The sequence below is a fragment of the Massilia antarctica genome (genome assembly GCF_015689335.1).
GTDB lineage: Bacteria > Pseudomonadota > Gammaproteobacteria > Burkholderiales > Burkholderiaceae_D > Telluria_A > Telluria_A antarctica.
The window spans coordinates 1132777-1156991 of record NZ_CP065053.1; the positions used below are offsets into that span (position 1 = coordinate 1132777).

Annotated in this window: 21 protein-coding genes, 2 tRNA genes and 1 pseudogene; 1 reads left to right on the plus strand and 23 read right to left on the minus strand. The window is 62.6% G+C overall.

All coding sequences use genetic code 11. From position 1 onward, the window contains the following. Positions 1-216: 216 nt before the first annotated feature. The 6 genes from IV454_RS05115 to IV454_RS05140 all read right to left on the minus strand — a co-directional run bounded on the left by IV454_RS05115 (position 217) and on the right by IV454_RS05140 (position 5597). Positions 217-290 (minus strand) — tRNA-Gly (locus IV454_RS05115). A 98-nt stretch (positions 291-388) separates the two neighbouring features. Further along, a complete protein-coding gene (locus tag IV454_RS05120) occupies positions 389-1654 on the minus strand; it encodes an SGNH/GDSL hydrolase family protein (RefSeq protein WP_206090596.1) in 1266 nt (421 codons plus the stop codon). Between the two features lie 305 nt (positions 1655-1959). Beyond that, the gene (locus IV454_RS05125; RefSeq protein ID WP_206090597.1) at positions 1960-2622 is read right to left on the minus strand and encodes an SMI1/KNR4 family protein; all 663 of its coding nucleotides are present in this window, start codon (positions 2620-2622) and stop codon (positions 1960-1962) included. A 6-nt stretch (positions 2623-2628) separates the two neighbouring features. After that, the gene (locus IV454_RS05130) at positions 2629-4056 is read right to left on the minus strand and encodes a PAAR domain-containing protein (RefSeq protein WP_206090598.1); all 1428 of its coding nucleotides are present in this window, start codon (positions 4054-4056) and stop codon (positions 2629-2631) included. Positions 4057-4058: 2 nt separating this feature from the next. Then, a complete protein-coding gene (locus tag IV454_RS05135) occupies positions 4059-5030 on the minus strand; it encodes a DcrB-related protein (protein WP_307730212.1) in 972 nt (323 codons plus the stop codon). Positions 5031-5521: 491 nt separating this feature from the next. Further along, positions 5522-5597 (minus strand) — tRNA-Arg (locus tag IV454_RS05140). A 267-nt stretch (positions 5598-5864) separates the two neighbouring features. Here IV454_RS05140 and IV454_RS05145 point away from each other — a divergent pair. Next, positions 5865-6989, plus strand: coding sequence for a hypothetical protein (locus IV454_RS05145; protein ID WP_206090600.1), 1125 nt, complete (start codon positions 5865-5867; stop codon positions 6987-6989). Between the two features lie 24 nt (positions 6990-7013). Here the strand turns inward: IV454_RS05145 and IV454_RS05150 are convergent, their stop codons facing one another. The 17 genes and pseudogenes from IV454_RS05150 to IV454_RS05230 form a co-directional block, all read right to left on the minus strand. Next, positions 7014-8495, minus strand: coding sequence for a UdgX family uracil-DNA binding protein (locus IV454_RS05150; RefSeq protein ID WP_206090601.1), 1482 nt, complete (start codon positions 8493-8495; stop codon positions 7014-7016). Beyond that, positions 8471-9703, minus strand: coding sequence for a putative DNA modification/repair radical SAM protein (locus IV454_RS05155; protein ID WP_206090602.1), 1233 nt, complete (start codon positions 9701-9703; stop codon positions 8471-8473). The genes IV454_RS05150 and IV454_RS05155 overlap by 25 nt, the downstream gene beginning before the upstream one ends. A 90-nt stretch (positions 9704-9793) precedes the next feature. Continuing rightward, positions 9794-9892 carry a PEP-CTERM sorting domain-containing protein gene (locus IV454_RS05160; protein ID WP_206090603.1) on the minus strand — a complete coding sequence of 33 codons (99 nt, stop codon included), beginning with the start codon at positions 9890-9892 and terminating at the stop codon, positions 9794-9796. Positions 9893-10003: 111 nt separating this feature from the next. Further along, positions 10004-10807: a PEP-CTERM sorting domain-containing protein gene (locus IV454_RS05165; protein WP_206090604.1), complete on the minus strand. Its 804-nt coding sequence runs from the start codon at positions 10805-10807 to the stop codon at positions 10004-10006. A gap of 103 nt (positions 10808-10910) precedes the next feature. Further along, positions 10911-11159 (minus strand): annotated as a pseudogene (locus tag IV454_RS05170) (putative DNA modification/repair radical SAM protein); the annotation flags it as partial. A 91-nt stretch (positions 11160-11250) separates the two neighbouring features. Then, entirely contained in the window at positions 11251-12030 is a 780-nt protein-coding gene (locus IV454_RS05175; protein ID WP_229522072.1) for a PEP-CTERM sorting domain-containing protein, read from the minus strand. A gap of 2 nt (positions 12031-12032) precedes the next feature. Further along, positions 12033-12845: a PEP-CTERM sorting domain-containing protein gene (locus IV454_RS05180; RefSeq protein WP_229522073.1), complete on the minus strand. Its 813-nt coding sequence runs from the start codon at positions 12843-12845 to the stop codon at positions 12033-12035. 159 nt (positions 12846-13004) lie between these two features. Continuing rightward, positions 13005-15245, minus strand: coding sequence for a putative bifunctional diguanylate cyclase/phosphodiesterase (locus IV454_RS05185; RefSeq protein WP_206090605.1), 2241 nt, complete (start codon positions 15243-15245; stop codon positions 13005-13007). A gap of 329 nt (positions 15246-15574) precedes the next feature. Next, positions 15575-16855, minus strand: a complete 1281-nt coding sequence (locus IV454_RS05190) for a multidrug effflux MFS transporter (RefSeq protein WP_206090606.1) — start codon at positions 16853-16855, stop codon at positions 15575-15577. A 2-nt stretch (positions 16856-16857) separates the two neighbouring features. Next, positions 16858-18060: a THUMP domain-containing class I SAM-dependent RNA methyltransferase gene (locus IV454_RS05195; RefSeq protein ID WP_379674792.1), complete on the minus strand. Its 1203-nt coding sequence runs from the start codon at positions 18058-18060 to the stop codon at positions 16858-16860. 214 nt (positions 18061-18274) lie between these two features. Then, complete coding sequence (locus IV454_RS05200) at positions 18275-18874, minus strand: 2-hydroxychromene-2-carboxylate isomerase (protein WP_206090607.1); 600 nt, start codon at positions 18872-18874, stop codon at positions 18275-18277. 10 nt (positions 18875-18884) lie between these two features. Further along, a complete protein-coding gene (locus IV454_RS05205) occupies positions 18885-19295 on the minus strand; it encodes a CopD family protein (RefSeq protein WP_206090608.1) in 411 nt (136 codons plus the stop codon). Continuing rightward, positions 19282-19914: a hypothetical protein gene (locus tag IV454_RS05210; protein ID WP_206090609.1), complete on the minus strand. Its 633-nt coding sequence runs from the start codon at positions 19912-19914 to the stop codon at positions 19282-19284. The genes IV454_RS05205 and IV454_RS05210 overlap by 14 nt, the downstream gene beginning before the upstream one ends. A 2-nt stretch (positions 19915-19916) precedes the next feature. Continuing rightward, the gene (locus tag IV454_RS05215) at positions 19917-21323 is read right to left on the minus strand and encodes an AAA family ATPase (RefSeq protein ID WP_206090610.1); all 1407 of its coding nucleotides are present in this window, start codon (positions 21321-21323) and stop codon (positions 19917-19919) included. Between the two features lie 16 nt (positions 21324-21339). Continuing rightward, positions 21340-22605 carry a glutamate-5-semialdehyde dehydrogenase gene (locus tag IV454_RS05220; protein ID WP_206090611.1) on the minus strand — a complete coding sequence of 422 codons (1266 nt, stop codon included), beginning with the start codon at positions 22603-22605 and terminating at the stop codon, positions 21340-21342. 64 nt (positions 22606-22669) lie between these two features. Beyond that, complete coding sequence (gene holA / locus IV454_RS05225; RefSeq protein ID WP_206090612.1) at positions 22670-23686, minus strand: DNA polymerase III subunit delta; 1017 nt, start codon at positions 23684-23686, stop codon at positions 22670-22672. A gap of 9 nt (positions 23687-23695) precedes the next feature. Then, positions 23696-24214, minus strand: a complete 519-nt coding sequence (locus IV454_RS05230; protein ID WP_054264972.1) for an LPS-assembly lipoprotein LptE — start codon at positions 24212-24214, stop codon at positions 23696-23698. Position 24215: the final 1 nt, after the last annotated feature.

Genomic DNA, 24215 nt, shown 5'->3' on the forward strand with positions numbered 1-24215 from the left:
CACGGTCGGGCGGTTATCCGTCGACACGTTGTAAGGTCTATGCGACGATGAATAATCGTCAACCAGTCTCAACTTGGCACGGGTTAACGAGGTGCTTGAGATAGCGCAGGCATTGCCGCTGTCGGACCGATGGGAATACAAGCTGTGGATGGGGTCTGGCCGGCAGCGGCTTGGGCTTTGATACGGCGTACGCCATGCAAGCTACCCCGATGTTACTGGAGCGGGTGAAGGGAATCGAACCCTCGTCGTAAGCTTGGGAAGCTTCTGCTCTACCATTGAGCTACACCCGCGTGCAGCCGTATTCTACGCGGCTTTGACGTTGTTTGACAAATTTTCAAAATGACCGCGCTGTGGGAGCGGCTCGTCCGCGTCCGGGACCATGAGGCGCTTATCGCCCCGCAGCGGACCCTGCCGGGATGGTCTTTCGGCCCCCATCGCTGGGCTGCGGTTGCGCTACAAGAAGGCGCAGGTCGCTCGCGTTTGCCATCATCCTGTAACCCGCCTCATTGGGATGAAGATGATCGCCGCTGTCGAAGTCCGGCTGTAGCCGCCCGGGGTGCACAGGGTCGCGCAAGGCCAGGTCGAAGTCGACAACGGCATCAAATGCGCCAGGGCTACGAATCCAGGCATTCACCGCCTGGCGCTTGGCCTCTGCCGCCTCGGAGTAGAAGCGCTGGGTGCCTTCGAAGGGCAACAAGGTGCCCCCCCAGACTTTCACCCCGTTTTTCCGCGCGCGCGCAGTCATGGTCTGCATGCCGCCGATGATCTGCGCAGCCGATACCTGGTCCTTGGCGGCGGTCAGCATTTGCGCTGCGGTAATGTCGTTGATTCCTTCGTGAACCAGAACCCAATGCACCCCAGGCTTATCGAGCACATCGCGCTTGAAACGCGACAGTGCACTTGGACCAACGAAGGGTTCGGCCGCATCGTTCAGGAGCCGGTTGCCAGCAATGCCGGCATTGACGACCGCGATCGAGGCGAGCCTGGGATCACCCTGCAGGCGTGTCGCCAGCGCATCGGTCCAGCGTGCATTACTGTCGTTTGCGGATCCGATGCCATCTGTGATCGAATCGCCCAGCACGACAAACGTGCGTGACGCAAGGGCCGGAAGAACCTCGACGTCCGTTAAAAAATAGCGGCTGTCGTCGGTCTGCTCCGCGGAAAAACTCTGCGCAGCGGTAAGATCGCCGGCTGTCGTCATGAACGCAGTCTGCATTCCGGCGCCATGAATGGTCGATACCCCGATTTGCTGAGGCAAGTAAATGCTCACCACCAGGTTGCGTAAAGCCGGTACCTGCATGTCGACTGAATCGCTGAGCACGCTGTCACCCGTCGCGATTGTCACGGTCTGCTTGCCGGCAAACGTAAGCGGATGATCAGTGCCGGCCTGGACTTGGGCGCCTCCGGCATGCGCTCCCAGGTGCACAGGACCGAGCGTCACTGGCGTGGTGCCGTAGAGGTTGGACAAGCGAATGCGGACTTTCGACCCAGCAATGCTGGTCCGGACCACTTGACGGATCGTCTGCGCTGTCAGCGCAGGGCCCGGAGAATCGGGTACCGCAGTCCAGGCCGCGCTCCAGTGCGCATTCTCCGCACCGTGCGCCGATGTACTGAACGTTAAAGATAAAAGAAGGGCATTCAGAAAATGTTTCATTATCGATTCTACGTAGATCCATGCTGACGCTATTCACGATGCTTTCGAGTGCCGGCGTGAATACTGCGAAACGAGGGGGGCTCCGCCTCCGGCGGCTGGCCGGCATGGCCGGCAGGTCGATTGTACCGCACGGGTTCACTCAACAGTGCCATCGGCAAGTGGACGGGCATTGACAGCGCAAACCGGCATGGACTCGATTACGGCGGCAGCGCGCGGCCGAACAGCGTGCGCCACCGCGGCGGGCGCAGTAAAGCGCCGGAGACAGCCGGTGATGGCCGCTGTATCCTGCTTTATCCGGGAAACAGCTAGGCCTTGAGCTTATCGAGAACACCGCCATTGAGCGTGACCAGACTGTTCGATGGCGGGTACAAGGCGATCAGTTGCTGTTCGATAAAATAATACTCGGCAAGAATGAGCGGCGTGCCGGTCGCCTGGTATGCCAGTTGATAGCAGGTGGCCGCCATGATTTTTTGCCTCGCGTTGTTCAATCTGAATGCGTTGATCTCTGCCGGCTCCAGATCCCGCATGACGGTCTTGCCGGAAAACGCTTTCTCATCGTAGACGGATACCAGGCACCTGAGAAGAAAGCCATCGATCGTTTCATGCACCGGGCCAAATCGCTCACCCTGGTCATAGGCATGGATCTTTCCCGACGTGATATCGATGCACAACGAATCGCCGACAAAATTCGATCCGAAGAAGGTCGTCCCCGGCGGCAACGCCATGTCAGGATCGTCGTCGAGGTAGACGCTTTTCAGCAGGTCAAAATCGAAATCACCTTCATACCACGTAAAAATGTTGGGCCGCTCATCGGGCGCACAGCCGAACCGCATCAAAAATTGCAGATGGTCTTCACGCAAAGCGATATTTTGATCTTCGGCAAATTGTCGAATCTCCGATTCCGCCACGGGAATCGTGTCGTCAACATACGCAGACAACAAACTGACCAGTTCACTCAACATTTTCATTTACATTCACTCCACGTTCCCGCCGCCGTTGGCGGCATTATTATAAATCCCCTGGTTGTGCGGCGTGCCGCAGGTGGCGCATGGATTCATCTGATCGCCTGACAAGGAACCGGCCTTGTCACCCGTATAGGTATGCGGGTTGGGGCCCTTGCCGCGCCATACGGTGGCGCTGCCGTTGATGGGGCTTTGATTTTGCGCCGCCGCCGTGGACGCCTTTGGCTCCGCACAAACGCCGGGTGCGTTACCGATCACATTGCCGTCGGCATCGACGGCTCGCACGATGCCGTTCGACTCGTTCAGCGTCGTGGTACCCACCTTATAGATTCCTGGACCATATTTTTTATCCAGCGCAGCCTGGACTGCGGCGACCCTGCTTGCCGTGGATGGCGCAGCGATGTCGCCCGACAGGCCGACACTCACCGTACCATTTTCGTGAGTGAAAACTTGCACCACAGGCGATTTGGTTGGTGACACCGTGCCCTTCATGACGGCGACGACGTTATCGGCCGCCGTCTGCGCTGCGGGGGTGCGCATGTCGAACACCGACGGCGCTGGCGGAGGCGGACGATTTGCCGCCGCGGTCTGCTCGGCGAGTGCCTGCGCCGCGGCTTCAGCATCGGCAGCGCCCGCGGCGCCGGCCGCGCGCATGCCCGGCAGTCCACCTTTGACGAAGCCCCAACCCGGCGTGACCGGACGCGGCAGCCCCCTGTTGGCGAGCGCGGCCCCCCCTTTTCCTCCAAGCAGGCCGCCGATCAGGCTGCCGCCCAGGGCCGACCATTTCTGGCCATCGCTCCCTTCGCCGAAGATCTTGCCGCCAACCCAACCACCCGCCATGCCCCCGCCGATGCCCAGCGCGAGGCCGGCGACCGCGACCACCGGGCCGGCCAGGATCACGGCCGAGGCCACACCCACCACCAGCAAGGCCGCGTGCAGTGCCGGCGGAACCAGGTTTTCGGGACTGATGGCGTCGGTCTGGACGCTGCCGCCGCCGATAAACACGTTCGCTGAGCCATCGGTGATGACTGCGCTGCAGGCAATCGTATCGTCGACCCGGGCGGCCGGCAAACCGTTGATGAAGACCGTCGCGCTGCCGGTGGCGATCGGCAAGGGAGCTTGCGGATGTTTCAGGCAAGCCGTCATGTCGAGGTGTGCCCGTGCTGCCGGCCGGCCGTTGGTAAACACATTCATCGAGCACGGGCCGGCGATCTTCCCGCACACTTCCTTGGGCGCGAAGCTCATGGTACTGAGCGCCTCGCCGATACCGGCGCCGCCGGCCGCGGCGCCGCCGATAATGGCGACCGCGGCCAAGCCGCCGGTCCCCACGATCGCCACCCCGACAACGGCGATGGTGGCGGCGGCAACCGCCCCCGCGATCAGCCAGTTCATGGTGGGACTATGGCCGATCGGATCGCCCAGGCGCGCAGCTTGCGACATGGCTAGATCTGCACCGGTTGGCCGAGCGTGGCCTGGACGTCGGCGATGCTGGAGAGCCGCACCGCGGGCGAGCCGGCCACGAAAACCGCTGCCAGGTGCAACTGGTCGCGCAAGCCGGGCGCGGTCCGCTCGGGGCGCGGTTCGAGCGTGTAGCTGCCCGCCTTGCGCCACAGCGTACCGCTATTGGGTACGACGACATTGGCGTGCAAAGGGCTGCCTGCGGCGTCGAAGAAGGCCCAGGCATCCTGTTCCACTTCGCGGGCGTCGATCTTGCGGCACGCCTCGTCCAGCGTGGCGAAGGCATGCAAGGTGCGGCGCCGTTCGGATAGCGCGTACACGGTCGACACCAGGGGCGCTGGCGTGACGGCGCTGCCGGCTGAAGTTGCCTTGTGGCGCAGCTTGACGCTGGCCAGCATGCCGTCGAAGGCGGCGTTCCACTCGTCGCTGAATGCCTGCACACAGGTTGCAGCGATCAGCAGGGCTTGCTGGCTACCCTCTTGCACACCGGGCAGCAAGACGATGACCTGGCGCTGGTGCATCAGGTTGCTGTCGTTGCGCCAGCGGTAAGCCAATTCGATAGCGGGGGTGTCGTCGAGGGTGCGTTCGAACGAGCCGGCCAGATGAAAGTCCGGCAATGCCTTGCCCAGTTCAGCCAGCAGACGCTCGCTGAAATTGCTCAAGGTATCCTCCGCTTGCGCGTCCGCGTGCGACAGGACGACACTAAATTCGCTGGGCCCGGTATCGCTGAGCGTGAACATGTGCATTGTTTTGTCTTTGAGCTGGGCCGGAAGCTCAAACGTGGCGTGATTGCTGTGATAGTGCGTCACTATGTCCTCTCGCAATGGTAGTAGGGGGTAACCCTGTCGTGGCTCTCTGATGTGGGCACGTGCCCACGCTGTCTTGCGGGCGGCGCAGCCGTCCTTCTGTCCAAGAACAGCGCGACCGCGTTGCGGCATTGCACTTGAGCGCCTCATCCGGCGGCGCACACGGCGGGCCGGGACGACATGCCGGCATTGTCAGCGGCGATGGCGCTTCGCGGCGACCCATTCATTCCTTAGTTTATCAGCAACGTGTCGCCCTGTGACTTCATTATTGTTCACTGAGCGCACAGTTGGCGAATTCAGTGCGGCGGCGCAGTACCGGCCGCGTACGACCGGCACGGCCTGGCATGCAGTCCTGTTCGGACGGTCTTGCCTGCCCTGCCGGATGCAGCGTTTCAACGGCAAATTTGGGTGGTGACAGCAACGCGCTACGGTGAGGGCACGATCCAACATGCTTGCAGCGGAAGCGAACCAAGGCTTATTCATCTTTCAGGCTACCCGAAGGCGCAATCGACAAGTTGCCGCTGTATAGAGAACTGTTGACCGAAAAATCCTGCACCAGCCTTACACAAGAAGAGTTTTTCTGTGAGCATCAATTAGCCGCAGAAAAAACCGGGCAAACCAATTAAATCAAAAGAAATTTTTGGTGCGGCTGGCGGGGATCGAACCCACAACCCTTGGCTTCGGAGGCCAATACTCTATCCATTGAGCTACAGCCGCATTTCTGGTCCGATTCGGACGCTTGGACGACCTGAACGGTCGCACGCATTATAGCGCCCGGGCGCCCCCCGCCCAAGGGTTTTCGCTCCATTCGCCATCTTGGGTCGCCTCAGCCGCGGCGCAGGCCGGTTTTTGGCGGTCGCCCGCCGTCACCGCAACCTTACGGCACAGGCCTGCGCTTTTGTCCGGCCACAAACGACAGTCCGGCGCGTGCAGGGACAATGGGGCGGCCGACTATCGGTCGGGGCCTCTATGAAGGAGCGCGTCATGAAAAGACGCTTTGAAACATTCCTCGACATGTCGCTGTGGATCAGCGCGCTGATGACGCTCTTGTACCACTTTCGCTTCCTCATGTTTGTCGACTACGAGGCCTTGCGCGAGAAATCCCGTGCCGATCAGGTGTTTTACTTTTTCACCGGACTGGGCCATGAATCCTTTGCGGTGTTCTTCGTCGTCAATGGCATCTGCGCCGGCCTGTTCCTGCGCAACACCATGCCGGCCCGGGGCGAACTGGCCCTGCTGGGCCGCTGGTGGCGCTCGCATCTGGCGCTGCTGCCCGTGCTGGTCGCGGGTGGCCTGCTCGACCTTATCGGCGCGTATTTCTTCAACGGCTCGGGTCTGTACTCGGACTTTCCCGCCTTCAGCACGGTGACCCTGAGCTGGAGCGCGTTTTTCGGCAACCTGTTCATGCTGCAACCCGCGCTGGTGCCGACCTTCGGCAGCAATGGCATGCTGTATCTGTACGCCTACTTGTGGTGGTCCTGCTGCCTGCTGGTGCTGCTGCGGCGCGCCTGGCGCAGCGGCAAGCCATGGAGCATGGCGATCGGCGCTGTGCTCGTGCTCGCTCTGGCGAGTTGGATGCCGTGGACATTCTGGCCTTGGCTGACAATCTGGCTGCTGGGCGTGGCAGTCGGCCTGCGCGGCCCGTGGCCGCGACCCCTGCTCCATCCGCTGGCGGCCTGGGGCCTGCTGGCCACGGCCATCGTGTTTTCGCGCCTGGCCGGCGCCCGCACCGACCTGCTGCCGGCGCCATGGGGCCAAGTGCTGATGCTGTGGAAGTACGTGCTGGTGGGATTGGGATTCGCCGCCGTCGCCGCCGTACTCTACCGTAATCCGATCACCCCGGCGGCAGACGCGGCGGCGCCCTCCTTTCTTGCCAGGGTCAACCGCCATCTGGCCGACAGCGCCAGCATGGCCTTCCTGTTTCACTTTCCCCTGATGATGCTGCTCACCGCCATCGGCGCCGATCTGTTCGGCCATGCGCTGATGCAGCAACCGGGGCTGCTGTGCTATGTGCTGCTGGGATGCGCCGTCACCCTGTGTTATGCGGCTGGCCATGCGCTGGTGCGCTGGATCGGCGCGCCTTTCTGCGGCGCCAGGCCGATCGCTTGAGCATCCCGGCCTTGCCCGGCGCCCTCATGGCGGCGCCGTCGGCAACGCCAGTTCGCGCGCCCGGCGAAAACCGTCGACCATCACACCGAACGCTTGCGCCTTCATGTTCTCCCCGGGCACGCGCAGGATGTAGGACGGGTGATACACCACCACCACCCAGCGCCCCTCGTGCATGAAGGGTTTGCCCAGCACCTCCTTGAGGGTCGCATGCGGATTGCCCGTCACCGCCTTGAGCGCGGTACTGCCGAGGGCGACGACAACCTCCGGCCGGACCTGCTCCAGCTCGCTGCCGAGCCAGTAGCTGCAGGCGTCGATTTCGCGCTGGGCCGGCGTCTTGTGCACGCGGCGCTTGCCGCGCGGCTCCCATTTGAAGTGCTTGACGGCATTGGTGAGGTAGATCGTACGCCGGTCCAGCTCGGCCTTGGCCATGGCCCGGTCGAGCAATTGCCCGGCCGGGCCGACGAAGGGCAGGCCGGCCAGGTCTTCCTGGTCGCCCGGCTGCTCGCCCACCAGCATGATGCGCGCTTCGAGCGGGCCGATGCCGCCGACCGCCTGGGTCGCGTTTTGCCACAGTTCGCAGCGGCGGCACTGGTCGAGCGTGCTGGGCGCCTCGCGCTGCGGCTGCGCCTTGTCGGCGGAAATGGGAATCACGGTGCCGCCGCGCTGCCCCACGCTGTAGGTCTGGCCCACCTTGCGCGCGCCGGCCGCCGCCTGCGACACCATCTCGGGCACCACCGCGCCTTCGGGCAGGTTCTTCCAGAAGCGCTTGGGGATGTGTCCATGCATCAGGTCGGCATTGAGGCGGGCCGGGTTGAAGATGCTGCGGTAGTAAGTGAGCCACAGGGCTTCGCCGGCATCGTCGATGTCTTCCGGGCCGCGCATCAGCGGGCCGGTGCTGTGCAGGGTAGCGCCATCCCACAGCACGCTGGCCTCCGGTGTGGCGATCATCCACGTGACCTTGCCCATGCGGCTGGCGAAGTGGCGCGCCACTTGCGGCAGCACATCGTGGGCCGGCTCGAACCAGGCCACGAAACGGGGCGGACCGGCGTCTTCGCGGCGCTCGCGGAAACGGATGTAAGCGTGCATGTCGTGCTCCTCGCGGTGCACCGCCTTGACCATCGTGTGCAGGCGGGCGCCATCTTCGTCGGCGGCCGAGAGTACCTCTTTTTCGCCTTGCTGCCAGCGCCACAGCACCAGGTACAGGAACGCCCAGCGGTTCGGCACGCGGCAGCAGGCGGCGCTTTGCAGCATGTCCATCAGCTGGCGCGAAATGCGCATGGTGGACGTGCTACTCGGTTGGACCGCGCTGGCGGCCTGCGCTTGCGCGCCCTGCGAAAACAAATCTCCGTCATCCTTGTGGGAAATCCACTGCACCGCGTGGGGCGGGACTTTGTGCGCCAGCAAGTCGCGCGCAGCGTGGCGCCACTGCTCAAACGAGTGGACCAGTACCGGACGCCCGGCTGCGGCGGACGCGGCCGCGCTTACGCCGCCTGCAATTGCGCCCATAAATCCAGCTGCCGTGGTGAATGCTCGGCCATCGAGCGGCGCAGTACCTCGGATTCGGTGGTGTCCGAGGCCGGGCGGTAGTCGGCCGTGACGATGAAGGGCGCGATCTTTTTCATGCTGCAGCGCAGGCGAGTCAGGTCGGCGTAGCGGATGCGGCGCAGGCGGCGCAGCTCCACCAGGCGTTTGGCATTGCGCAGGCCGATGCCGGGCACGCGCGCGATCATCGCTTCCTCGGCCATGTTGAGGTCCATCGGGAAATGCTCGCGGTGCGCCAGCGCCCAGGCCAGCTTGGGATCGATGTCGAGCGCCAGGTTGCCGGCCGCCGGCAACAGTTCGGCCGCGTTGAAGCCGTAGCCGCGCATGAGAAAGTCGGCCTGGTACAGCCGGTGCTCGCGCTGCATGGGCGGCGGCGCCAGCGGCACGCTGTCGGGGCTGTGCGGAATCGGGCTGAAGGCGGAATAGTAGACCCGCTTGAGCTTGTAGCTGCCGTACAAGGTTTCGGCGGTCCCCAGGATGGTATGGTCGTCGCTGGCATCGGCCCCGACGATCATCTGGGTGCTCTGCCCGGCCGGCGCGAACTTGGGTGCGCGCGGTTCCTCGGCTTTTTCATCGAGCTTGCGGCGGATCGAACCCATCGCCAGCTTGATGGTGTGCACGCTTTTTTCGGGCGCCAGGCGTTCGATGCTGCCTTCGGTGGGCAGTTCGATGTTGACGCTGAGGCGGTCGGCGTACTTGCCTGCGGCGGCGATCAGGGCGGCATCGGCATCGGGAATGGTTTTGAGGTGGATGTAACCGCGAAAATGGTGAACTTCGCGCAACTGCCGCGCGATGGCCACCAGTTGCTCCATGGTGTAGTCGGCCGACTGGATGATGCCGGAACTGAGGAACAGGCCATCGATATAGTTGCGCAGGTAAAAGTCGACAGTCAGCTTGACCACTTCATCGACCGAAAAGCGCGCGCGCGGCACATTGGAAGTGCGGCGGTTGACGCAATATTGGCAATCGTAGACGCAGAAATTGGTCAGCAGGATCTTGAGCAGGGAAACGCAGCGCCCGTCCGGCGTGTAGCTGTGGCAAATGCCCATGCCGTTGGTGGCACCGATGCCATCCTTGCCCTCGGACGTGCGCCTGGGTGCGCCGCTGCTGGCGCAGGACGCGTCGTACTTTGCCGCATCCGCGAGGATGTCCAGCTTGTCGGTCAGTTCCATGGGCTTGGTGTTTAACTGTATGTATACACAGTATCTTACACCATTCCCGCGGATGGGCGCACGCGATGTGCGCCCCGATCGGCACGATGGTTACGCCTTGTTGCGGCGCCGCGCCAGTCCGCCCACCAGGGCCAGGCCGCCCAGCATCCGCGCGAAACTGTGCGGTTCCGGCACCGCCGTGGTGGACACAGTCAGACGCAGGCTGTCATTCAGAAACAGGTACGCCGTCGAGGGCAACTGCCCAGGCGAACAAGGTGGCCAGTACGGCGGCGGCAAACCGCGGTGGGCGCATGGCCATGCTCATCCTTTCAAAGAAAAATCAGTCCGGGCACCGTTGCGCGCCAGCCGGCGACGCCGCCTCAAGGCGCCACTGATCAGCGCCAGTCCCGCCAGGGTCAGGGCGTAGGTGTGCGGCTCGGGGACGGCCTGGGTATAGACGGTCAGCAGCAGCGGGCCGCTGAGCTCGATTCGGGCGCGGGAAGTATCCCTTCCGAAGTACCCATAATTGACGTACCACCATTCAGCGTCCGTGGCTTCGGCGTAGGCATTGCCTTCGACATACAAGTTCAGTGGACCTGCATGGTCCAGCGGGCCGCTATCGAGCGTGAAGCCATCCGTGCCGTTCAGATTGAGCTCCGCATGGGAACGGGGCGCGATCATGCCGCCCGTGGCGGGCAGGTCGGCGCGAATCGCCACGTCGGCGCTGGCGTGCGCAGTGGCCCAGTTCACGGGCATGATGTCCAGGTTCGCCCCGGCGGGGAATTGTCCGACGTGGCGCTCGCCTGAGAACGTGCCCATGAGCGAGTAGCCAGTGATCTTGTAGCCGGCATGCAGGTTGAGCTGGAACACCCCTTGATACACCTTCCTGTCCCAGTACTCGTAACTCGCGTCATACTTGAGCATGTCATGCGCGCCGAGCAGGGAGATCGTGGTGGCCCCACTGCCGTCGGCGATCAGTGTATCGGCCCGTCCCGGCGTGGCAGAATCGAAGGAGAATGCCCTCGTGTCGAGATGGGTCGCGGCACTCGCGTGCAGCGGCGCGAAGGCCAACAGTGCGGCAAGCGCGACGGTGCCGCCGGCAAAGCGGTAAGGAAGGGTGGACATGATGATTCCCGAGAGTTAACGTTCCCTTAATATTACTTGAAAATAATATGGAAACGATAACGACGTTACAATTTCGTCAGTGCAGGATGCACACGCACTCCGTGCGGGGCACATTGGAAGTGCGGCGGTTGACGCAATACTGGCAATCGTAGACGCAGAAATTGGTCAGCAGGATCTTGAGCAGGGAAACGCAGCGCCCGTCCGGCATGTAGCTGTGGCGGATGCCCATGCCGTTGGTGGCGCCGACGCCATCCTTGCCCTCGGACGTGCGCCTGGGCGCGCCGCTGCTGGCGCAGGACGCGTCGTACTTTGCCGCATCCGCGAGGATGTCCAGCTTGTCGGTCAGTTCCATGGGCTTGGCGCTCAACTGTATTCATATACAGTGTCTTGCACCATTCCCACGGATGGGCGCACGCACGATGCGCCCGCGGCATGCGCGGTTGTTACGCCTTGTTGCGGCGCCGCGCCAGTCCGCCCACCAGGGCCAGGCCGGCCAGCATCAGCGCGTAACTGTGCGGTTCCGGCACCGCCGTGGTGTACACGGTCAGGCGCAGGCTGTCTTTGAGCCACACGTCCGCTGTCGAGGGCGCGGTTGAGCTCCAGTTCCCATCCTTCCAGGTGGACGGCGTGCCGAAGCCGTAGGTATAGCCATCGAGCTCAAGCGCCAGCGCGCCCGTATGGTCGAGCGGACCGCTGCTCAAGGTAAAGCCGTCGCTGCCGTTCAAGTCGGCCAGGGAGTGGGAGCGGGTCGGCAAGCCGCTACCGTCCGGCAAGTGGGCGCCGATCGACAGGGCGGCGCGGGTGGCGGCCGTGCCGACCGTACCAGTGAGTCCGTCCGGCACCGCCTGCACCGTGCGGGTACCGCCGAATTCGCCCGACAGCGAATAGCCGGTGATCTTGTAGCCCGCACGGGTGTTCAACTGGAACAGCCCGGCGTACGTCTGGTGCAGGAAGCCGTAAGAAACGCTGCCAAAAGCGAGCTGATCGGCGGCGTTGGGCAGGGCGAAGGTGGCGACACCGTTGATGTCCGATATCAAGGTCTCGGCACGGCCGGAGGCGGCGCTATCGAAGGTCAAGCCGGTAGCGTCGATGTGCACGGGCACGGCCAGTACGGGCACGGCCAGTACGGGCACGGCCAGTACCGGCACGGCGGCGTGGGCGGGTGCCCAGGCGAACAAGGTGGCCAGTACGGCGGCGGCAAACAGCGGTGGGCGCATGGTCATGTTCATCCTTTCAAAGAAAAATCGGCCTGGGCGCCGCTGCGCGCCAGCCGGCGGCGGCGGCGCAAGGTGCCGCCGATCAGCGCCAGTCCCGCCAGGGTCAGGGCGTAGGTGTGCGGCTCGGGGACGGCCTGGGTATAGACGGTCAGCAGCAGCGGGCCGCTGAGCTCCATCCGGGCGCGGGAATAATCCTTTCCCATGTACCCGTAATCGAGGTAGTACCATTCAGCGGCGCTGGCTTCGGCAAAGGCATAGCCTTCAACGTACAGGTTCAGCGGGCCTGCATGGTCCAGTGGGCCGCTATCGAGCGTGAAGCCATCCGTGCCGTTCAGATTGACCGCCGCATGGGAGCGGGGCGCGACCATGCCGCCGGCGGCCGGCAGGTCGGCGCGAATCGCCACGCCGCCGGTGGCGGTCGCTGCGCCCCAGTTCATGGGCATGATGTTCAGGTTCGATCCGGTGGGAAATTGTCCGACGTAGTGCTCGCCGGAAAACGCACCCATGAGCGAGTAGCCAGTGATCTTGTAGCCGGCATGCAGGTTGAGCTGGAATACCCCCTGGTACAGATGGTCGTACGGCCCGTTCCAGGTCGGATTCGCCGCGTCATACTTGATCATGTCGCGCGCGCCGAGCAGGGAGATCGTGGTGGCCCCATTGGCGTCGGCGACCAGCGCATCGGAGCGTCCCGGCGAGGCCGAATCGAAGGAGAACGCCGTCGTGTCGAGATGGGTCGCGGCGCTCGCATGCAGCGGCGCGAAGGCCAACAGTACGGCAAGCGCGACGGTGCCGCTGGCAAAGCGGTAAGGATGGATGGCCATGATGATTCCCGAGAGTTAATGTTCCCTTAATATTACTTGAAAATAATATGGAAACGATAACGACGTTACACTTTTGTCAGTGCGGGATGCACACGCACGCCCTGCGGGCCGCGGCCGGATGATCGCCAGCGCGCCCGAGCGCGACGGCCGAACGCGCAATCAGGCGCGCTTGGCCTGCGGCATGGCCTGGCAGGCGGCCAGTTGCACTTCCTGCTCGCGCAGCACGTCGAGGAAGCTGTCCAGGGAAATCGGATGGTGGAACAGGTAGCCCTGCATGGTCAGGCAGCCGTTCGACTTCAGGTAGCGCGCCTGCACCTCGGTTTCCACGCCCTCGGCGATCAGGTGCAGGCCGAGGCCGCGCGCGATCGAAATGATCGCCAGGATGACCGGATAATGTCCCTGCTCGTCGTGGATTTCCTTCACAAACGACTGGTCGATCTTGATCGTATGGATAGGGAAGCGGTGCAGGTAGGACAGCGACGAATAACCGGTGCCGAAATCATCGATCGCCACCGACACGCCCAGCTGGCACAGTTTATTGAGCTGCTCGATCGCATACTGCGGATTGCGGATGCAGATATTTTCGGTGATCTCGACTTCGATCTGCGCCGGCGAAATCCCGTAGCGCTGCAGCGCGCCGCGCATCTTCTCGAAAAAGTCGCCGCGGTCCAGGTATTGCGGCGACAAGTTCAGGGACAGGCGGATCGACTCGCCGCCGTTCTCGTTCCACACCAGCATGTCGCGGCACAAGGCGTCCAGCATCCAGTCCGAAATCGGCAGCATCAGGCCATTGTCTTCGGCGAACGGCAAAAACTCGTTTGCGGTCAGCACGCCGCGCTGCGGATGGTTCCAGCGCATCAGCCCTTCGGCGCCGATGATGCGGCCCGTGATGACGTCGATCTGCGGCTGGTAGTACATTTCCAGCTCGTTCTGTTCGAGCGCCTTGCGCAGGCTCTGCTCCAGCGCGATCTTCTGGTGCGACACGTCGAGCATCGAGTTGTGATAAAAACTGTGGCCGTTCTTGCCCAGCGCCTTGACCTGGTACATGGCGATGTCGGCGTGGCGCAGCAGTTCGTCGATCGACTCGCCGTCGCCCGGATAGATCGCGATGCCGATGCTGGCCGACACATGCACCTGGTGCCCATCGAGGTCGAACGGCAGGTGCAGGCAGGTGAGGAATTTCTCGGCGATTGCCTTCGCTTCGCCGCGTCCGGCCAGTTCCGGCAGCACGATGGTAAATTCGTCGCCGCCCTGGCGCGCCAGGGTGTCGCCATCGCGCAGGCATTGCTTCAGGCGCAGCGCGACCTGCTGCAGCAGTTCGTCGCCCTTGACGTGGCCGAGCGTGTCGTTCACCAGCTTGAAGCGATCGAGGTCGATGAACATCACGGCCAGCTCGGTCAACTTGCGCTTGGCCTGGATCACGGCCAATCCCAAGCGGTCCTTGAACAGCATGCGGTTCGGCAGGTCGGTCAGGATGTCGTGGTAAGCCTGGTAGGAAATGACTTCTTCGGCGCGCTTGCGGTCGGTGATATCGCGCGCCACGCCGTAGGTGCCGTAGAACTCGAGCTTCTTGACATCGTGATCCGGCACATGCATGCCCATCGAATTGAGCGAGATCGTCATCAGGGTCGTGTTGAAGGCCCGGTTCTGGCCCGCGCGCGCGTGGCACTTGAGGCGCAGTTCCACATTGCGCGAGGCGCGCTCGTCGACGCGGCGCTCGTTGAAGGCGTAGCGTGCGCGCTCCAGGTCTTCGTCGTGCACCAGGATCGTGTAGTGCTGGCCGATCAGGTCTTCGCGCGCGAAACCGAGCAACTGGAAGGCGCGGTCGTTGATGAAGGTGAAGCGGCCCTCGTGATTGAGGGTGTAGATGATGTCGGGCGAACTGTCGACCAGGTAGCGGTACAGCTTTTCCGAGTTTTCCAGCTGCGAGGCGATGCGCTCGTTGGCCATGGTCAGGCTGCGCTGCTGCAGCGCGTTGCCGACCGTCGTGAGCATCTCTTCGCGGCTGTACGGCTTGCGCAGGTAATCGTAGGCGCCGCGCTTGAGGGCGCCGATGGCCGCCTCGATGCCGACGTCGCCGCTCATCACGATCACGTCGGCGTCGATATCCTTGTCGTTGATGAAGTCCATGATCTCATGGCCACTCATGTCGGGCAGGCGCAAGTCCAGCAGCACCAGGTCGAAGCGGCGTGCGCTCAACTGCGCCAGCGCCTCGGCGCCGCTCCTGGCCGTCACCAGTTCGAAGCCGCGGTCGCGCAGCAGGTCGTGCAGGGCGGACAACAGGCGTGGCTCGTCGTCGATCAGCAGGATGCGCGGCAGCACCGCCACATCGGCGTCGCCCAGGCAGGCGGGCAACTCGGAAGCGGCCGGCGACAGCGCGCTGGCAGGATGGTCGTTCATTGGAACCTTAAACGGAATCCATCGTCCGCATCCGCAACGCCCACTTGCCCGGCTGCTGCGGGAAACAGTGGTGGCAGGCCGGGCTCGCGCCGGTTGCGAATATCGTTGTCCGAATGCTGCATTGTGTCGAAAACTGCCGCCAATGGTCGATGGTTGGAGGTGACGCGCAACGCGATGCGGCCACGACGAATGAATAATGACACCTGGCGCGCGCGGGGTTCGGGCAGCGTCTCAGGTTTTAAAAACGGCTATCTTAGCATATATGCACGAATGTTGACCGGTGGAACATTACCCAAGGCAAAACTATTCTTGTCAAGGCCAGTGGCGGCTCACGGTTTGACGGCTGCCGGCCGCCGACGGCGATAGTGGCGCGACATCACCCACAAGGCCAGCGCGCACAAGGCGCAAGCGACCTGGCCCATGGCCAGCCACAGCATCGAGCGCGACAGGAAGGGCGCGATCACGCCCGCCACCAGCGCCCCCAGCAGGGTCACCGCGAACGATTGGCACGACGCCACCGTGCCGCGGATATGCGGGAACAGGTCGAGCGCGAGCAAGGTGGCGCCGGGCGCGATCAGCGACATGCCGAAGGTGTAGAAAAACATCGGCGCCACGCTCCACGGCAAGGCAGGCGTAAAGACGCAGTGATACAACAGATTGGCGGCGGCGGCGGTGAGCAAAAAGCCGAAACCGATGCCGATCTGGCGCGCGAACGTGATTTTGCCGGCGATGCGGTTGGCCGCGAGCGCCCCCAGGAAGATGCCGGACACCGTGGGAATGAACAGCCATCCGAATTGATCGGGTCCGAGGCCCAGGTGCAGCGGCAGCGCCACCGGCGCGGCCGAAATATACAAAAACAGACCGGCGAAGTTGAAGGCGACGACGCCGGCCTTCATGTGGAACAGGGGCGCGCTGAAAACGGCGCTGTAGTTCTGCCACAGATAGCGCGGATTGAAGGCCTGGCGCTTTTCCGGCGGCAAGGTTTCGGGCAGGCGCCGGTAGCAGTAAATGAACAGGATCACGCTGTAGGCCAGCAGCATCAGGAAGATGGTGCGCCAGTCGGAATACTTGACGATCCAGCCGCCCAGGATCGGCGCGATGGCCGGCGCGATGGTGAAGATCATCGTCACCAGCGAGAGCAGGCGCGCCGCCGGCGCATCGTCGTACAGGTCGCGGATGATGGCGCGCCCCACCACCATCCCGGCCCCGGCCGACATGCCCTGCATGATGCGGAAGATCCACAGGTAGTGCACCGAATGCGAGGCCGCGCAGCCGAAGGTGCCGACGGCGAATACCACCAGCGCGCACAGCACCACGTTGCGGCGTCCGAAGGCGTCGGCCAGCGCGCCATGCCACAGCACCATGCCGGCGAAGGCCAGCATGTAGGCGGTCAGGGTTTGCTGGACCTCGATCGGTGTCGCATTCAACGACGCCTGGATGTTGGGGAAGGCCGGCAGGTAGGCGTCGATCGAGAATGGTCCCAGCATCGACAGCCCGGCCAGCAGCGCCGCCAGGCCCACCATGCCGGGCACTGGGCGCCTTGGCACCGGCGCCGGGGGCACCGGCGTGACGGGATCGGGCGGCAGGTTGGGCGGCGGGCTGGGGAACATGCTTACTCCGGTTTTGGCTTGGCTTCTTCGCGGCGGTTGTAGCCGGCCACCATGTCGAACCTGAACAGGCGGCATTCGAGCGCGCCGTTGAAGAATGGCGTCTTGCGCGCTTCCTTCAGGCGCAGGAGTTTGGGCAAGGTCAGGTCGGCGGTGAACAGGAACACGGTCCAGCCGGCGAAGCGCTGCTTGAGCGTGGTGCCCAGCGCCGAGTAGAAGGCGACCGACATGTCGTCGGCCGGGATGGTGCTGTCGCCGCGCACGCCGATCCGCTCGCCGTACGGCGGGTTGGTCAGCAGGATGCCCGGCTGCTCGGTCGGGGCCTTGACTTCCTGCGCCTCGATCTGCTTGAGCGGCACGTCGAACATGATGCCGGCGATTTTCAGGTTATGGCGCGTCATGGCGACCATGTCGCCCGAGATATCGCTGCCGAAGATGGTCGGCTCGCTCGGCAAGGGCAGCGGCTGGATCGCGTTTTTCATGTCCTGCCACGGGGCGGCCACGAAGTTATGGAATTTCTCGAACGCGAAACTGCGGCGCGCGCCGGGCGGAATGCCCTGCACCATCTGGGCCGCTTCGATCAGGATGGTGCCGGAGCCGCACATCGGGTCGAACAGCACCGTGCCCGGCTTCCAGCCGGAGACGCGCAGCATGCCGGCGGCGAGGTTCTCGCGCAGCGGTGCGTCGCCCGTTTCCTCGCGCCAGCCGCGTTTGAACAGGGCTTCGCCGGAAGTGTCGAGATAGACCGTGAAGTTGCGGTTGTCGAGGAAGCCGACGATGCGCATGTCGGGTTCGCGCGTGTTGACCGAGGGGCGTTTGTCGAACTGGTCGCGGAAGCGGTCGCAGATGGCGTCCTTGATCTTGAGCGTGGTGAATTCGAGGCTGCGCAGGGGCGACTTGACGGCGGTGACGTCGACCCGGATGGTGTGATCGACACTGAACCAGTCTTCCCATGGCTGGGCCAGGACCAGGTCGTAGATATCGTTTTCGTTGGCGTAGCTGGCGTGCGCCATGCGCATCAGCACGCGCGACGCGATGCGCGAGTGCAGGTTGATGCGATAAGCGTCGGTCTGGTCGCCGGAGCAGTGCACGCCGCCGGGAACCTGGTTGTGCACCTTCATGGTGGTGCTGGTGAGGGCGATTTCGCCCAGTTCTTCGGCAAGCGCCGCTTCCATGCCGCGTGGGCATGGGCAGAAAAATGATGGCATGTGGTGAACCCTTTGTCCGTTGTAAAAAGATCGTTTAATCGTTACTGCAAAATCTGCGTCGTTAGCACCGCCCACCGTCGTCTCCGACATTGCCGGAACCGACTTCCCGCGCAGGCGGGAACCCAAGTTCGTCGATCAGTCTACGGCTACAGAGAATACTTGGGTTCCCGCCTGCGCGGGAACGACGGCTTTGAAGATAGCGGGACCGGAAAAGCTAACTCAGCGCCCGCTCCACAAAATCAAGCCGGTCCTGTCCCCAGAACCCCTCCCCGTCAACCACGTACCACGGCACCCCGAACACGTTGGCGGCCATGGCTTCATCGGTGTTGCGGTCATACTGTTCCTGCACGCCGGCCGTCTCGGAGGACTTGACCAGCATCTTCCCATCGAGCCCGCAGGCGCTCGCAATCTGCGCCAGGGTATCCGCGTCCGAGATATTGCGGTCCTCGGCCCACAGCGCGCGCATGATCGCGCCGGTCAGCCCCAACGCCGCATCGCCCCCCAGGCTGGTGCGCGCCGCGATGATCAGGCGCGCCGCCGCATCCGGCGGCACCGGAAAGTAGGTCGGATGCGCAATCAGCGGCAAGCCCAGATGCTTCGACCAGCGCGCCAGCTCCTGCTGCCGGTACGCCTGGCGCTGCGGCGCGCGCTTGGCCAGCGGCAGCCCGCCCGACACGCTGAACACCTTGCCCAGGTCGAACGGCTTGATGTCGATCTGGGCCGCGCTGGCCTGGGCAATCGCGACGAAGCGCTCATGTCCCAGATACGCCCACGGCGACTGCGGCGCGAAAAAATACTGAACCGTTTTACTCATGAAGCCCCCGTCAGAAGGGTTTGACCACGACCAGGATCACGATGGCGGTCAGCAGCAGCACCGGCACCTCGTTGAAATAGCGGAACCAGACATGGCTGCGCTTATTGGCGCCGTTCTCGAATTTTTTCAGGAGCGAACCGCACGCGTGGTGATACCCGATCACCAGTAGCACCAGCGCCAGCTTGGCGTGCATCCAGCCGCCTCTAAAACCATACCCGAGCCACAGCCAGAGTCCGAGCAGCACCGCGGGCACCGCCAGCATGGTGGTGAAGCGAAACAGCTTGCGTGCCATCAGCAGCAAGCGCGTGGTGGCGACCGTGTCGGTTTCCTGGGCCAGGTTGACGAAAATGCGCGGCAGGTAAAACAGCCCGGCAAACCACGAGGCGATGAAGACGATGTGAAACGCTTTAATCCATAACATTGGGTACAAACCCTTTCATTGTTTCGGCAACATCTTTCTCAAACGCATCAAATGCAGGAAGTCCGCGCAGAGCCGCAAACGATTCAGTCCGCTGAGTAATCAAAGCTCGCGCTTTTTCTGGTTGAAATTTGCCAAGCTTACGTCCCGAGAGACCGCTTGCCGCAGTAAGCGCATTAAGCAAGACCTCCTTAGGATCTGGAAGGGCGTCCCATTTTTTTCGCGTCGGTAGCTCAATCGGATGGCATCCGGACGCATTTCCAGCAGCGAAACGAATAGCCGTCTCGTCGCTTAATAGCCATGCCTCCGTCATCCGCACTGGAACCACCGGCACAAATGGCATGTCAACACCGCGCATCGCCTCGGCAATTTCGTCCAGTCGCGCCTCACGCGGCATAGCCTCGGCATCGCGGTGAACAAACAGAACATCGCATGGGAAATTAGCAAGCGTGGCTGCTACGCGGGCATTGAGGCCACGTCCAATCTTACCAAAATCCCGGGCAAAAGATGGAACTATACGTGCCCCCGGACAATGAAAATCAATCAGCCAATTGATGATAGGAAGCAATATTTCATCAGAAGTGCCGTCCGCCAGCAATGTATAGCGTATGAACGTGTTCAACTCTATTTCACCGCTATTTCAAGCTGATGCTTATACACTTGCAAGACGCTTTCTTTACCAGGCACTGCCTCGCTAAGGTCCTCCGGACCAAGATAGTCAAGCAGAGCTCCAAACGTCACTGGAGACTCATCCTTGGAAATATGTAAAACTGTCCTCGTGCGCCATGTTCCGAGAATCGGACAAAACAACGAAAGCGATGCGCCATCGCGCTTATAAGCTTGCGAAACGATAATATTATCCGTTTGAAGTTTCTGAATTACCAAGGGCGAGTGGGTATTGATGATAATCTGGCGCAATGGATTGTCGGGACCCACGGCATAGTCAGTATCGACGGCCATGTCGGTCAAAAGCTGGACAATGGCGGGAATTCTCGCCGGGTGAATGCCATTTTCCGGTTCCTCGAGACAAATTACGCCGCCAGCGTCAGCGTCTGCCCCGATAATAGACAGGGCAAGAAACCGCAGGGTTCCATCCGAAAGCGCACGTGCCTCATGACGTATGCCGCTGACGCTTTCCAAGTACAGCGTTTTTAACTGTCTGCGTTCATCCACATCGACGGTAAGACTCTTCACATCGGGCAGAAGATTAGCCAATTGGCTTGCAACCTCATCGAATTTTTTCAAACGATCCAATGTGGCCGGCAAATGCTCGCCTGTAGACGAGACCTGACTCGACGCCAAAAAATCGTCTGGTTTGCGCAACGAGCTCGACTCAAGCTGCAAATTGATCCAGGACTGCATTTCACGCCTCGCCGCCAATGCAGTCGGACGGTCAATTGTATTTATATTGCTCAGCAGCGTACGTTCAGCCTTGTCAATCGGAATACTGATCGGCTGCCCTCCTCCGGTACCATCTTGGCGTATTTTCGCAACAGTTGGGTCGTCTTTATCCATATAAATAAAATCGATCCGGCTAGTGCCGACATAAACGGAGTCAAGGAATTCCTGAGATACCGGAAAGCCGAGACGCCGTTTTGCTTCGCCTTTTTGCACAAAATCCAGCGACTCATGTGCGAGTTCAATTCCCTCGGGTTTAGAACCGGATGCGGCGACATATCGCAAACCCAACTTATACTGCAGGAACGTCACCTTTGGTTTGGCATTACGGCCAAAATCATCTGTGACGGTATCGTTCACCAAAAAATCGACTTCAAACTCCATTAATTGAGCTTGCCCAACTGCAGTCCGGGTAAACAACGACGACAGGTTGACACGCTGGCGCCCGCTGTTTCGGATCCTGGTAGCGGCATCAATAATGGAGGTGTCCGCCAAATCCTTCAGAAACAGGATGGCGTCGAATAAATTGGATTTTCCCACGCCGTTTACACCGGCAATGCATGTGAAAGGGCCGAAGCGAACTTCAATATCCTCTAAACTCTTAAATCCATTAACTTTCAGCCGGGTTAGCATATGTTCCTCCGATAGCTCAATTCCTGACTTCGCCGTGGCCGAATACCACGTACTTCAGAGATGTTAATCCTTCCAATCCGACCGGGCCGCGCGCATGCAGCTTGTCGTTGGAGATGCCGATTTCGGCGCCCAGGCCATACTCGAAACCGTCCGCGAACCGGGTCGACGCGTTCACCATCACCGATGCGGAATCGACTTCGCGCAAGAAGCGCAGCGCGTCGCTGTAGTCTTCGGTGATGATCGCTTCCGTGTGCTTGGACGAGTAGGTGTTGATATGGTCGATCGCCGCGTCCACGCCGTCCACCAGCTTGATCGACAGTACCGGCGCCAGGTACTCGGTGCTCCAGTCTTCTTCCACGGCCGCCACCAGATGCGGGTAGCCGGCCAGCAGCGCCAGCGCTTCCGGATCGGCGCGCAGTTCGACTTCCTTGGTTGCATACAGCGCCGCCAGGCGTGGCAGCACGGCCGGCGCGATGGCGCGCGCGACCAGCAAGGTTTCCATGGTGTTGCAGGTGCCGTAGCGGTGACACTTGGCGTTGAATGCGATCGCCACCGCTTTTTCCAGATCGGCCTTGGTGTCGATGTAGACGTGGCAGATGCCGTCCAGGTGCTTGATCATCGGGACCGTGGCCTCGGCGATCAGACGCGCGATCAGGCCCTTGCCGCCGCGCGGCACGATCACGTCGACATACTCCGGCATGGTGATCAGCGCGCCGACGGCGGCGCGGTCGGTGGTGTCGACCATCTGCACGCCGTCGTTCGGCAAGCCGGCGCCAGCCAGGCCTTCGGCCACGATTTTCGCCAGCGCGCGGTTGCAGTTGATGGCTTCCGAGCCGCCGCGCAAAATGGTGGCGTTGCCGCTCTTGATGCACAAGCCCGCCGCGTCGACCGTGACGTTCGGGCGCGCTTCGTAGATGATGCCGATCACGCCCAGCGGCACGCGCATCTGGCCCACCTGGATGCCGCTCGGGCGGAATTTCATGTTCGAGATTTCACCGATCGGGTCGGCCAGCGAAACGATCTGGCGCAAGCCTTCGACCATGGTGTCGATGGCCTTGTCCGACAGCTGCAGCCGGTCCAGCATGGCCGGCACCAGGCCGGCAGCGGCGGCGGCATCGAGGTCGAGCTGGTTGGCGGCGCGCAGCAGCGCGCTGTCGCGCACGATGGCGTCGGCGATCAGCAGCAGCGCGCGGTTGCGCGTGGCGCTGTCGGATCTTGCCATCGCGCGCGCGGCGGCGCGGGCGCGCTGGCCGACCTGTTGCATGTATTCGGTAATGTTCATTATCTCGTCTACGTAGGTGAAGCGCATCGATCGCGCAGGCACCATGGTAGCGTGCCGCTGCGGTCTATCCGCGCGTTACTTTCAAGGCCAGCTGCAGCATCGCATCCCAGGCGTCGCCCGCGAAGCCCTTGGCGCGCAGGCCCTTGATCATTTTGTCGACCTGCGCGGCGTCGCGCATCGCGCCTTCCAGGGTCGGGAGCGAAATGCGGCGCAGCGCCGGTTCCATCATGCGTTCGCGCGGACCCCAGATGCGGTGTTCCTTGAGCAGCACGCCGAGCGGCCTTCCCTGCGCCATCCCGGATTTCAATTTTAACAGCGTACGGATTTCTTCGGCGACCGCCCACAAAACCAGCGGCAGCGCCTCGCCCTCGCCCTTCAAGCCTTCGAGCATGCGCACCAGGCGCGCGCAATCGCCCGCCAGCATCGCCTCGGACAGTTTGAACACGTCGTAGCGCGCCACGTTGAGCACCGCGTCGTGCACCTGCTCGAACGTCAGCTTGCCCGGATCGTGCAGCAGCGCGAGCTTCTGGATTTCCTGGTGCGCCGCCAGCAGGTTGCCTTCGACCCGGTCGGCAATGAAGTCGAGCGACTGGCGGTCGGCGGAGAGGCCGTGCGCGGCCAGGCGCGTTCCGATCCAGCCGGGCAGCTGCGCGCGTTCGACCGCCGGGATCTCGATGTATACGGCGGCCTGCTGCAAGGCGCCGACCCAGGCCGCCTTGGCGGTCTGCCAGTCCAGCTTGGGCAGGGTGATCAGGGTCAGGTTGTCGGGACTGAGGTCCTTGGCGTAGCTTTGCAGCGCGGCCCCGCCATCCTTGCCCGGTTTGCCGGTCGGGATGCGAAGTTCGATCAGCTTCTTGTCGCCGAACAGCGACAAGGCCTGGTTCGCGGCCAGCAGCTCGCCCCATTTGAAGGTGCGCTCCACCGTCAGCACGTCGCGCTCCGAATAGCCGTTGGCGCGCGCGGCGCGACGGATCTTGTCGGCCGCCTCCAGCGCCAGCAGATGCTCGTCGCTGGAGATCACGTACAGCGGCGCGATCGTCTTGGCCAGGTGCCCTTCGAGGGCGTCAACCCGCAGTTGCATCGCTCATGCTCATGTCGGCTTGACCGCCACCAGGCGGCGCAGCACCTGTTGTACCAGGTCGGTCTGCATGTCGCGGTACAGCAGCACTTCTTCCGATTCCTTGCCCAGCACCTGGCTCTCGTTGAAGGTGATCGAGCGCTTGAGCGAGATTTCGGTGGCCGGCAGCAGCTCGGTGCCCTTGGCGTCGCGCAGGCGGAACACCAGGGTGTAGGTCAGCAGGTATTCGCGCACGCGGCCCTGGGCGTTGAGCGAGAGAATCTGCTTGCCGCGCGTTTCCGCCAGCACGTCGAACAGGGTCTCGGCCTTGGAAGAGTCGGTGAGCACCTGCACGGCGTCGCCGCCGCGCAGATTGCGTTTCAGTTCCGTGCCGAGCGCCGACGTTTCGGGGAACCCCAGGTAGATGCTATGGAACGGCATATTGAACTGGCCGTTCGAGCCGCGCAGCTGGAAGCCGCACGCGCTCAGGCTGGCGAGCAGCACCAGCGCGCAAGCGGCGCGCAGCACGGTGGCGGAGCGAAGGATCGTCATC

Excerpts from the sequence above, each read along its gene's own strand:
- IV454_RS05230 (WP_054264972.1), bottom strand. The coding sequence starts at position 24,214 with ATGACGATCCTTCGCTCCGCCACCGTGCTGCGCGCCGCTTGCGCGCTG.
- IV454_RS05190 (WP_206090606.1), bottom strand. The coding sequence starts at position 16,855 with ATGTTCCCCAGCCCGCCGCCCAACCTGCCGCCCGATCCCGTCACGCCG.
- IV454_RS05200 (WP_206090607.1), bottom strand. The coding sequence starts at position 18,874 with ATGAGTAAAACGGTTCAGTATTTTTTCGCGCCGCAGTCGCCGTGGGCG.
- IV454_RS05125 (WP_206090597.1), bottom strand. The coding sequence starts at position 2,622 with ATGAAAATGTTGAGTGAACTGGTCAGTTTGTTGTCTGCGTATGTTGAC.
- IV454_RS05155 (WP_206090602.1), bottom strand. The coding sequence starts at position 9,703 with ATGGAACTGACCGACAAGCTGGACATCCTCGCGGATGCGGCAAAGTAC.
- IV454_RS05145 (WP_206090600.1), top strand. The coding sequence starts at position 5,865 with ATGAAAAGACGCTTTGAAACATTCCTCGACATGTCGCTGTGGATCAGC.
- IV454_RS05220 (WP_206090611.1), bottom strand. The coding sequence starts at position 22,605 with ATGAACATTACCGAATACATGCAACAGGTCGGCCAGCGCGCCCGCGCC.
- IV454_RS05130 (WP_206090598.1), bottom strand. The coding sequence starts at position 4,056 with ATGTCGCAAGCTGCGCGCCTGGGCGATCCGATCGGCCATAGTCCCACC.
- IV454_RS05150 (WP_206090601.1), bottom strand. The coding sequence starts at position 8,495 with ATGGGCGCAATTGCAGGCGGCGTAAGCGCGGCCGCGTCCGCCGCAGCC.
- IV454_RS05135 (WP_307730212.1), bottom strand. The coding sequence starts at position 5,030 with ATGAGGCGCTCAAGTGCAATGCCGCAACGCGGTCGCGCTGTTCTTGGA.
- IV454_RS05175 (WP_229522072.1), bottom strand. The coding sequence starts at position 12,030 with ATGACCATGCGCCCACCGCTGTTTGCCGCCGCCGTACTGGCCACCTTG.
- IV454_RS05215 (WP_206090610.1), bottom strand. The coding sequence starts at position 21,323 with ATGCTAACCCGGCTGAAAGTTAATGGATTTAAGAGTTTAGAGGATATT.
- holA (WP_206090612.1), bottom strand. The coding sequence starts at position 23,686 with ATGCAACTGCGGGTTGACGCCCTCGAAGGGCACCTGGCCAAGACGATC.
- IV454_RS05205 (WP_206090608.1), bottom strand. The coding sequence starts at position 19,295 with ATGTTATGGATTAAAGCGTTTCACATCGTCTTCATCGCCTCGTGGTTT.
- IV454_RS05185 (WP_206090605.1), bottom strand. The coding sequence starts at position 15,245 with ATGAACGACCATCCTGCCAGCGCGCTGTCGCCGGCCGCTTCCGAGTTG.
- IV454_RS05195 (WP_379674792.1), bottom strand. The coding sequence starts at position 18,060 with ATGCCATCATTTTTCTGCCCATGCCCACGCGGCATGGAAGCGGCGCTT.
- IV454_RS05120 (WP_206090596.1), bottom strand. The coding sequence starts at position 1,654 with ATGAAACATTTTCTGAATGCCCTTCTTTTATCTTTAACGTTCAGTACA.
- IV454_RS05165 (WP_206090604.1), bottom strand. The coding sequence starts at position 10,807 with ATGTCCACCCTTCCTTACCGCTTTGCCGGCGGCACCGTCGCGCTTGCC.
- IV454_RS05180 (WP_229522073.1), bottom strand. The coding sequence starts at position 12,845 with ATGGCCATCCATCCTTACCGCTTTGCCAGCGGCACCGTCGCGCTTGCC.